Genomic DNA, 9,889 nt, shown 5'->3' on the forward strand with positions numbered 1-9,889 from the left:
ATATATTGGCTCGGACGGAGCCATCAGGGAGAGATGAGGTTACGAATCTCGATGATCTGAGAAGCCCCTAGCTTTAGCTATGGGGAGTCGTCACACCCTATTGGGCCAAGCGTCTTGGCAAGGATGAGATGGTAGCAAGACAACTCTCCACACGCGGGGGAACATTATACTGTAAATACAAGGGAGACCGAGTCAAGATCAGTGGTTCAGCAGCTCTGTATTCCATTGCCGATCTTCATATACGTTGAGAAATGGGGTAAAAAAATTGCTTACGATCCGTTCGCTGTTTGAAAAAACCTCCCTTCTTTCCTATATGGAAAGAGAGAGGCTTAGACCGACCCATTCAACTTGCTGCTGCAATTATTACCGCTTGCCTGGCTCATATGGCACGCCAAGCGCAGACGGCGAATTGCTCTTGCCGGCCGTGAAGATCAGCACGAGAAGCGTCAGTACGTACGGCAGCATGTAGAATACTTCCGTCGGTATCACATTGGCGAAGGAATACAGCTGAACCTGATCTCGCAGCGCCTGGGCGAAGCCGAAGAACAAGGCCGCGAGCGTCGCGCCGATTGGATTCCAGCGGCCGAAGATAACCGCCGCAAGCGCGATATACCCCTGGCCGGAGATCGTGTTGGACGCGAAGCTGCTGTTCGCCGTCAGCGCAATCGTCGCTCCACCCAGTGCGGCAATCGAACCACCGACCATGACGGACCAGCCCCGCAGCCGGTTGACCTTCACCCCGGCCGTGTCCGCCGCTCCTGGGTGCTCGCCGACCGCACGCAGCCGCAGGCCGAGCGGTGTCTTGAACATCACGTAATAAACGACGATGACAAGCAGCAGGGCGAGATACGTCGTCGGGTACGACTGGAAGAACGCTCTGCCCACGAACGGAATATCGCTTAGCCAAGGAATATGAATTCGGTGGAACACATTGCTGATAACCGGCGTCTCCGCCGCCCCATTGAAGATAAGCTTCACCAGGAAGAAGGTGGAGCTGGCGGCGAGCATATTGACCACGATACCGCTAATGACCTGATTCGCCTTGAAGCGAACCGAGGCAATCACATGAATGCCTGAGAAGATGACCGTAAAGATAAGCGCCGCCAGACAGCCCAGCCATGGCGAAGCCGCACCCAGTCCCGCCTGTTCGGCGTAATAAGCTACAATCGCGGAGGAAAACGCGCCTGACACCATGAAGCCTTCCAATCCGAGGTTGATCACCCCCGAACGCTCCGCAATGAGTCCGCCGAGCGCGGCGAAGACGAGTGCTGTCGCAAATACGAGCGTCCCGTTGATTAAAGATCCGAGCAATTCCATCTGTTATCCCTCCCGCTTCGCCTTTTCAGAACGTGAAAACCGTGATATCAACCAGCGAATCATGCCTGGTGCTGCGGCGAAGAAGATGATGATGCTGATGACCATATTAATGACCTCGCCAGGGACGTCCGCTCCGAAGCTCATGCCCTGCGCCCCGTACATTAACGCTCCGAATAGCGCCGCGGCCAGCACGACGCCCAGCGCACCATTCATGCCAAGCAGCGCGACGGCGATGCCGTCAAAGCCGGTACCGGAAGTTACGGAGGAGATGGCCATATATTTGAATACGCCAAGCACCTCCAGCGTTCCGATCATGCCGCCCAGCATTCCCGAGAGGAAGAATGTCCGGGTAATGACCTTGGACACGCTCATGCCGGCGTATTCCGCTGCATATCTGTTATTCCCTACGGCGCGGGTCTCATACCCCCACTTCGTCCGGTTCATGTATAGGTGGTACCCGATAACGGCAACGATGACGATAAAGAATCCCCAGTGAACGCGGGCCCCGCTCATCCAATTGCTGAGCCAGCCAATCTGGATGCTGGCCGATTCCTGAATGTTCTGCGAACGGGACGTCCCCGATTCCGCCATAAACGCCTTGATGACCATTTGGCTGATATAGAGCGCGGTCCAGTTCAGCATGATGCAGGAGATCACCTCGTTAATGCCCCGCTTCGTCTTGAGCAGACCGACAAGCGCCCCCCATAGACCTCCCAAAATCATACCGGCGATAATAGCGACGATGCCGTGCAGAATCGGCGGCAGCGATATCATATTGCCCACGATGAGCGCACCGAGCGAGCCCATCACAATCTGGCCATCCACCCCGATGTTGAACATGCCCGCACGGAATGCAAGCGCTACGGCCAATCCGGCGAAGATAAGCGGCACGATCGCCCGCAGCGTCTCGCCCATATCATAGGCGGAGCCGAATATTTTCTCCACCAGTGACTGATAAGCAAGCAGCGGATGATAGCCTCCGACAAGCATAACGAGAGCTCCGATAATCATCCCAAGGATGATAGCCATGAGAGAGATGATAACCGATTCTCTGGCTAGCATCGATTTAAGCTTGTTCACGACGTCCCCCCCCTTGATGCTTGCCGGCCATCATGAGACCCAGTTCCTGATCTGTCGTTGTCTCCGGCGTTGTCTCCCCGACAATACGTCCGTCGAACATAACGAGGATGCGGTCAGCCACATTCAATATCTCTTCCAGCTCGAACGACACGAGCAGAACCGCTTTGCCAGCGTCGCGCTGGGCGATTAACTGCTTATGTACGAATTCGATCGCGCCGACGTCCAGCCCCCGCGTCGGCTGGGCTGCGACGAGCAGCCTCGGATCATTATCGATCTCGCGCGCGATAATGATCTTTTGCTGGTTCCCGCCGGACATCACCCGGACCGGCGTATGGATGCTTGGCGTCCGAATATCGAACTGCTCCACATACCGTTTTGTCACCTGTCCAATCGCCTGCTGATCCATCAAGCCTTTACGGTTGAACTCCGGGCTGTCGTACGATTTGAGCACGGCATTCTCCGTGACGTCGAAGTCGAGCACCAGCCCATGTTTATGCCGATCCTGAGGGATGTAGGAGATACCCTTGTCCGAAGCGTCCCGGGGAGATACATTCGTCACATCCTGGCCCGCCAATCGGATTTGCCCGTCCGCAGTCCGGCGCATGCCGGTTATCGCCTCAATCAGCTCATTCTGACCGTTCCCGTCCACGCCAGCGATGCCGACAATCTCTCCGGCCCGCACCTGAAAGCTGACGCCGTCCACAACATGCTGCCCGTGCTCGTCCTTCACGATCAGGTTGTCGACCTGAAGCATCACATCCCGTGGCGAAGCAGGCGCCTTGTCTGTCTTGAATTCGACATGCTTGCCAACCATCTTCTCGGCCAGCGTCACCGGATCTGTCTCGGCTACCCTAACGGTGTCGATGACTTTGCCCCGGCGGATAATCGTGCAGCGGTCCGCAACCTCCATGATTTCCTTCAGCTTGTGCGTAATGAGCAGGATCGATTTGCCTTCCGCGGCCAGCCGCTTCATAATGTGGAGCAGTTCCTCGATCTCTTGCGGCGTCAGCACCGCGGTCGGCTCATCGAAAATAATAATCTCGGCCCCGCGATACAGTGTTTTCATAATCTCGACGCGCTGCTGCATGCCGACGGAAATCAATTCGATGATCGCCCCCGGCTTCACATTCAGCCCATACTGCTCCGACAGCTGACGTATTTTATGGGCAGCGCCCTTCAAATCCATCTTTATGCCTTGCGTCGGTTCCATGCCGAGCACGATATTTTCCGTAACCGAAAAAGGGTGAACAAGCTTAAAATGCTGATGCACCATGCCGATGCCGCATTCAATCGCCTTGTTCGGGCCGTCCATCACAATCTGCCGGCCGTTCAGCTCCATACTGCCTTCATCAGGCTGATATAATCCGAATACAATATTCATCAATGTCGATTTGCCGGCGCCATTTTCGCCGAGAAGCGCATGAATCTCGCCTTTTTTCAACTGGAGGCTAATTTGATCATTTGCTATAATGCCGGGAAAGCGCTTTGTAATTCCTTTCAATTCCAGTACGATATCTCCCTTGTGCATTTGGCGTTCCCCTTCGCAACACGTCTCCCCGCCGGTCAAACGGGCGGGGAGGCGGTATGGTGAATTAAGTCGTCGGCACTTGAATCTCGCCGTTAATAATCTTGGCACGGTATTCTTCGACTTTGTCCAACACTTCTTTCGGCACGTTTTTATCGGAAGTCGGCGCAATATCGACGCCTTGTTCCTTCAGCCCCATCGAGGTCACTTTGCCGCTAGGGAAGTTGCCGTCCGCCAATGCCTTGGAAATCGTGTATACCGCTTCGTCAACCTTCTTTATCATTGAGGTCAGCGTCACATCGTCACCGAACTCAAGCGACTGGTCCTTATCTACGCCGATAACCCAGACGCGGTCGCCGCGCGTCACGCGCTCTTTCGCTTCATTAAATACGCCGTTGCCTGTCAAGCCGGAAGCATGGAAAATAATATCGACGCCGTCATCATACAGTATGGAAGCGGCCGATTTCCCCATATCGACGCGGGTGAATTGCCCCGTATATATCGCTTTGAATGAGGCATCCGGATTGACTGCCTTGACGCCTTCGCGGAAGCCGACTTCGAAGCGCTTGATGACCGAATTTTCCATGCCGCCGACGAATCCGATTTTGTTCGATTTCGTCATTGAGCCGGCGATAACGCCGACCAGGAACGCGCCTTCGTTTTCTTTGAAGGCAACGGAAGCGACGTTCGGCACGATGATTTCCGAATCGACGATGCCCAGCTTCGCATTTGGGTTTTCATTGGCAATCTTCGTTACCGCATCATCCAGCGTATATGCCGTGGCCCAAGTCAAGTCGTAGCCGCCCTTGACGAACTGGTTCAAGCTCGGATAGATTTCACCGTCATTTTTCGGCTCTAAATATTTGACTTCAAAGCCGAAGTCGTCGCGCAGCTTCTGCAGACCTTCCCAAGCGCTCTGGTTAAATGATTTATCGTTTACGCTTCCCATATCGGTAACCATACCGACCTTGAGCTTTTTCCCGCCACCTTCGCCGTCGACAGCATTCGTGCCCCCGGACTTGTTCCCGCAGCCGGCCAGAGCGAAGGTGAATAATAGCATCGCTGATAATACCAACAACATCGATTTTTTCATTGACGAGTTCCCCCTTGAGATTAATCCATCATCTTGCATCTATCCAGAGCGAGCACGTCAGCGGGCATTCAACTGCGACAAAAAGCTGGTCCCGTAACCCGTTCCCTTGACGCCGAAGTTGTCGGCCAGCGTAGCGGCCAGATCAGCAAAGGTCGAGCGTACTCCGATGGAAGCGGTTTTGCCCGCAAACGCAGGATTATAGATCAGAATCGGCACATATTCGCGCGTATGATCCGTTCCTGCATGAATCGGGTCATTGCCGTGATCGGCCGTAATGATAAGCAGGTCCTTCTCGCCGACCCGTTCCATCATCTCCGGCAGCGCTCGGTCGAACTCCTCCAGGCAACGGGCGTAGCCCTCTGGATCGCGGCGGTGGCCGTACAGGGAGTCGAAATCAACCAAGTTGGTAAAGATCAACCCTTTCCCTGCATCCCCTAACCGCTCGATCGTCGTCTCCATGCCGTGCGCATTGCTCTTCGTAGGATAGGAATGATTGATTCCGCTTCCGGAGAAGATGTCGTTAATTTTCCCCACGGATACCACTTCATAGCCGCTCTCAAAGATCGAATTCAGCACCGTCTTCGCTGGCGGAGCAAGCGCGTAATCATGACGATTGGCGGTCCGCTTGAAGCTGCCCGGATCGCCGACATACGGCCGCGCGATAACGCGTCCGACGGCATAGGGAGCACTCAGCGTCATCTCCCTTGCAATCTCGCAGGCCGCATATAGCTCTTCCAGCGGAATGATATCTTCATGCGCCGCAATCTGGAAGACGCTGTCCGCGGACGTATATACGATCCAGGCGCCGGTACGCATCTGTTCTTCGCCGTACTGGACCAGCACGTCCGTGCCGGAAGCAGGTCGGTTGCAGAGTACCTTCCGTCCCGTCTTCTCCTCAAAAGCCTGGATGAGCGGCTCCGGAAATCCTTCCGGATAGACCTCGAACGGAATGTCGACATGCAGGCCCATCAGTTCCCAATGGCCAGTCATCGTATCTTTGCCGACGGAAGTCTCGGCCATTTTGCCGTAGAAGGCCAGCGGCGATGCGGCCGGGGGAATATACGGCAGGTCCGCGATATTGCCTAGACCGAGCCCCTGCAGATTCGGAAGCTGAATCGTCGGTACGCGCTCCGCGATATGGCCGAGTGTATGAGAGCCGGCATCACCGAAGCGTTCCGCATCCGGAAGCTCACCGATACCTACGCTATCCATAACGACGACACATACTCGTTCAAACATGTTTACCACTCCTCTTCTGTTATCCAAGTTGTCTATACGGACACTCGCGCCGATACTTGGCTTATCCGGTGAATGTCATGTAATATTATAAATGTAATTATGGTTTTTCGACAGGAAATATATCCATATTCCTGCGAGAAAGGAGAATCCATGCTTAGCAGTTTACAGCACGTTTTTTTGCTACAGGACTTATCGCAGGAGGATTGTGACCATATCCTTCCCCTGCTGAAAACACGAACCTATAAAAAGAACCAGGTACTCATCCATGAGGATGATGAGAGTTCCGATATATATATTTTGCGGGAGGGACTAGCCAAAGTATGCCGGCTTTATCACGACAAGGAAATGATTTTAAACTTCCAGTTCCCCGGCGATATCATCGGCGAGATGGAGACCATTGCCACCTACCCCCGCCGCGTTGCTAACGTAGAAACGATGGAGACCTCCCATTTCTGGGTCATGAACCGTTCCGATTTCATCACGATCATGGACAGACACCCGTCGGTGCTGAAGAGAGCCTATAACCGACTGCTCGATCATTTGAGCAATATGAACAACAAAGTCGGCTACCTGTCTTATCTGGACGTAAGGCTGAAGCTGGCGAACTTGCTCCTGGATCTGTACTGCAACCTGGGCAAGCCCGCTGAATTCGCTTACAAGATCGATTGCAGAGTAACGCATCACCTCTTGGCCAACATGATTGGCGTGACCCGGGAATCGATTTCGAAGGTTATGCGCAAACTACAGGAGGAAGGGGTGCTGATGATGAATCAAAAATATATTTACATTACCGATTTGGAGAAGCTGCAATCAATGTGCGATGACATGGACGATTCGCCCGCTTACCGCAAATGGCGTTCGCAAGATATTTCCCGACCGTAAAAATCGATGGTGCCGAAAACGCGCCATGCAATACAAGCATTGAACAGATGGCGGCTGCCGACGAAATGGGTCGGGGCCGTTTGTCATATTTTGATTATAATTGGCGAAAAATCCACATTCAGTTACCAACCCGACAATCATTTGGTGAAATTGTTCACAGAATACAAGGGCCTGCAATCACGGTTTTTACATCTGCGTTCATGGTATCGTATAAAGATAAGTAATCGTTTTCATATTAGATAACGGTTCTGCATTTTGTGAAGCACAATGGAGGGATTCAGTATGAGTATTCATTTGGAAGCACAAGTTGGAGCTATTGCACCCATCTCCTTGATGCCTGGTGATCCGCTTCGCGCGAAATATATCGCAGAAACGTTCCTTGAAAACGCCGTTTGCTACAACCAGGTGCGCGGCATGCTCGGATACACAGGAACCTATAAAGGAAGTAAAGTGTCGATTCAAGGCTCTGGTATGGGGATTCCTTCCTTCTCCATCTATGCGACGGAACTGATCAAAGAATACGGCTGCAAAACCATCATCCGCATCGGAACATGCGGCGCGATTCAAGAAGAAGTGAAGCTGCGCGACGTGCTACTGGCGCAAGCGGTATGCACCGACTCTTCCATCAACAAGCACTACTTCCCTGGTGCCGAATTCGCCCCGATAGCGACATTCGATCTGCTTCGCAGCGCCTATGAGATCGGGCAGGAAAAAGGCCTTCATCTCCGGGTAGGGAACATCTTCTCTTCAGATCATTTCTATGCCGACAATGTAGAGATGCAGACGAAGATGGGCAAATACGGGGTTCTCGCCGTAGAAATGGAGACGGCGGCGCTTTATCTTTTAGCGGCCAAGCATGGCATTGATGCCTTGGCGATGTTCACCGTTAGCGATCATATTCTGACCGGGGAGCAGACAACAGCCCAAGAGCGGCAGACGACGTTCAACGACATGATCGAAGTCGCGCTGGAGACGGCGATTCGCGGCAAATAAGATAATCGAACAGACAGGAAGAAGGGGCAGCCAGCGGTCGATGCCAAGACCGGGATGCCCCTTTTCTCTATATTCGCGGTAAAAAACACTCACGGGAAGCTTCCTCTATATTTTTTGAATTTATAAAGTAGAATCTATGGTACAAGCCATATTATAGTGTATTTATATTTTTTATCCCAAGTGAACGTGTTATAATTCTTGCAAACATCAAGTTGAGACAAGGTGAACAATTCCAAAAACAAAAGGAGTTTCAAACATGAAATAAAATCGCACTTGGAAAATGATTGTTGCCTGTGCTATGATGTTCAGCGTATTTGCACTTTCTGCGGCGGGGGCAGAAGCAGCCAAGGGTCAAACATCCTCTTATGACACCCGTACACATATACTCGAAAAGACATGGAATGACAACAAGATTTCCTGGATGAAAGCGTATGTTATTGCGGAATTATCTAACCATGATGACAAAATTGTTGGGACACCGAGAACGGATAGTGCCTTACTAGGATTGGAACATTAATGACGAAGGAATTGGAGTGCTATATGACCTTCTAAATATATCAAATAACGAGCGATAATTATAAGGTCGCTCGTTATTTATATACTGATATCGGAATGGGAGGTGTTCATATGGATGACCAAGACAAAAAGAAATCAAAAACGACAAAGATGATTTGGACACTTATTTGGACGATTGCAATATTGTTTCTGCTTTATCATGCAATTGGCTTAGTTCTGTTTATTAGTACTTGGTTTTCACTTGTACGGCATACCCGCTGGTTCCAAGAAGAGATAAGGTCTCCCGGGTTCCCGCTAATTCTCTGTTTGTAACGTGCCAAGCTCTCAGACCCCGGAGTGCCGATTCAAACTCACCACTAACGCTCGAACCGATATTACCTTCTGTGTGTGTAACCACATCGGCCTGTCTCCACTTATTTTTTCGAGGCTCCATCACTTCAGCTTTCGCTTTCGGCCCGCTGCTTAAAGTTATTCGTTACCGAATAACCTCCAAGAACTAGCTACAGGACTGCTGGTTAGGCTTTTTCCTGATGGGACTCCCACCCACTAGAATTAACGACCTTGCCCGGCCGCACTACACAAAACTCTTGACAGACCCGAAAGGCATGAAGCTGATCAAGGATTTAATTGTTGTTCCTCGAATATTTTAATCCAATCCAAGATATCTTCATCAATATGAAAATACTCTGTTGGGGTATCTTTCAAATCAATTCCCAAGACAACATCAAGGTATTTCCATATTAATAAGTCCTCTTCGTTTAAATTAAATTCATCTCTAAATTTTCTTATCCAATACCCTGCCCAGTTAGAAACTTCTTCTCTGCTTAAGTGTCCCTGTAGTACACTCTTTAACTTTCTGACGATTTCTTCAACAGTCGGTTTCTCCAACATATCACCACTTTCCAATGTAGTTACCATATTGATCAAAGCGATAATGTATCTTATTTGATCCCAGTTCAGGTCTCACCTGCCTGATATTTCCTGCACCACTCAATGTTTCGTGCCATGTTCTAACATTCCCGTTTGAAGGATTCAATTCTTGAACCATTCTACGTCCTACCATTTCCCCAGGGGTTCTTGGCGGTTTTATTTCCCCGTAGTAACGAATTCTTCCATCAGGTAATTGCGCCCTTCCATTTGAACCATATCTTTCAGCAGGCCTGTTGATTAACCAAATTACCCCATATCAAAATAATCGGGATTCTCCTAATAGAATACAATGAATCCGTAACTGCCACTCAACG

At 51.2% G+C, this 9,889-nt stretch carries 8 protein-coding genes and 1 pseudogene; 3 read left to right on the forward strand and 6 right to left on the reverse strand.

Annotated features, from left to right (window positions below):
• Positions 1-95 precede the first annotated feature (95 nt).
• Positions 96-248: pseudogene (locus PPOP_RS24120) on the forward strand (PhzF family phenazine biosynthesis protein); the annotation flags it as partial.
• Positions 249-363: 115 nt separating this feature from the next.
• On the opposite strand, the gene PPOP_RS09565 reads toward PPOP_RS24120, so the two are convergent.
• The 5 genes from PPOP_RS09565 to deoB all read right to left on the reverse strand — a co-directional run bounded on the left by PPOP_RS09565 (position 364) and on the right by deoB (position 6,254).
• Complete coding sequence (locus tag PPOP_RS09565; protein ID WP_006286073.1) at positions 364-1,317, reverse strand: ABC transporter permease; 954 nt, start codon at positions 1,315-1,317, stop codon at positions 364-366.
• Positions 1,318-1,320: 3 nt separating this feature from the next.
• Entirely contained in the window at positions 1,321-2,397 is a 1,077-nt protein-coding gene (locus PPOP_RS09570) for an ABC transporter permease (RefSeq protein ID WP_042228201.1), read from the reverse strand.
• Positions 2,384-3,925 (reverse strand): ABC transporter ATP-binding protein, encoded by a 1,542-nt coding sequence (locus tag PPOP_RS09575; protein WP_006286075.1) that lies wholly within the window; start codon positions 3,923-3,925, stop codon positions 2,384-2,386. The genes PPOP_RS09570 and PPOP_RS09575 overlap by 14 nt, the downstream gene beginning before the upstream one ends.
• A gap of 64 nt (positions 3,926-3,989) precedes the next feature.
• On the reverse strand, positions 3,990-5,015 hold the full coding sequence (locus PPOP_RS09580) for a BMP family lipoprotein (protein WP_042228202.1): 1,026 nt from the start codon (positions 5,013-5,015) through the stop codon (positions 3,990-3,992).
• A 57-nt stretch (positions 5,016-5,072) separates the two neighbouring features.
• Positions 5,073-6,254, reverse strand: a complete 1,182-nt coding sequence (deoB, locus tag PPOP_RS09585) for a phosphopentomutase (RefSeq protein WP_042228204.1) — start codon at positions 6,252-6,254, stop codon at positions 5,073-5,075.
• 150 nt (positions 6,255-6,404) lie between these two features.
• Here deoB and PPOP_RS09590 point away from each other — a divergent pair, with 150 nt between their 5' ends.
• Positions 6,405-7,136: a Crp/Fnr family transcriptional regulator gene (locus PPOP_RS09590; RefSeq protein ID WP_006286079.1), complete on the forward strand. Its 732-nt coding sequence runs from the start codon at positions 6,405-6,407 to the stop codon at positions 7,134-7,136.
• A 282-nt stretch (positions 7,137-7,418) separates the two neighbouring features.
• Entirely contained in the window at positions 7,419-8,129 is a 711-nt protein-coding gene (gene deoD, locus PPOP_RS09595) for a purine-nucleoside phosphorylase (RefSeq protein ID WP_006286081.1), read from the forward strand.
• A 1,131-nt stretch (positions 8,130-9,260) separates the two neighbouring features.
• On the opposite strand, the gene PPOP_RS09610 is transcribed toward deoD, so the two are convergent.
• Entirely contained in the window at positions 9,261-9,536 is a 276-nt protein-coding gene (locus PPOP_RS09610) for a hypothetical protein (protein WP_042228208.1), read from the reverse strand.
• Positions 9,537-9,889 lie beyond the last annotated feature (353 nt).

The organism is Paenibacillus popilliae ATCC 14706, from assembly GCF_000315235.1.
Classification (GTDB): Bacteria; Bacillota; Bacilli; order Paenibacillales; family Paenibacillaceae; genus Paenibacillus_B; species Paenibacillus_B popilliae.

Coding starts and splice junctions, on each gene's coding strand:
- deoD (WP_006286081.1), top strand. CDS start 7,419: ATGAGTATTCATTTGGAAGCACAAGTTGGAGCTATTGCACCCATCTCC.
- PPOP_RS09580 (WP_042228202.1), bottom strand. CDS start 5,015: ATGAAAAAATCGATGTTGTTGGTATTATCAGCGATGCTATTATTCACC.
- deoB (WP_042228204.1), bottom strand. CDS start 6,254: ATGTTTGAACGAGTATGTGTCGTCGTTATGGATAGCGTAGGTATCGGT.
- PPOP_RS09575 (WP_006286075.1), bottom strand. CDS start 3,925: ATGCACAAGGGAGATATCGTACTGGAATTGAAAGGAATTACAAAGCGC.
- PPOP_RS09590 (WP_006286079.1), top strand. CDS start 6,405: ATGCTTAGCAGTTTACAGCACGTTTTTTTGCTACAGGACTTATCGCAG.
- PPOP_RS09565 (WP_006286073.1), bottom strand. CDS start 1,317: ATGGAATTGCTCGGATCTTTAATCAACGGGACGCTCGTATTTGCGACA.
- PPOP_RS09610 (WP_042228208.1), bottom strand. CDS start 9,536: ATGTTGGAGAAACCGACTGTTGAAGAAATCGTCAGAAAGTTAAAGAGT.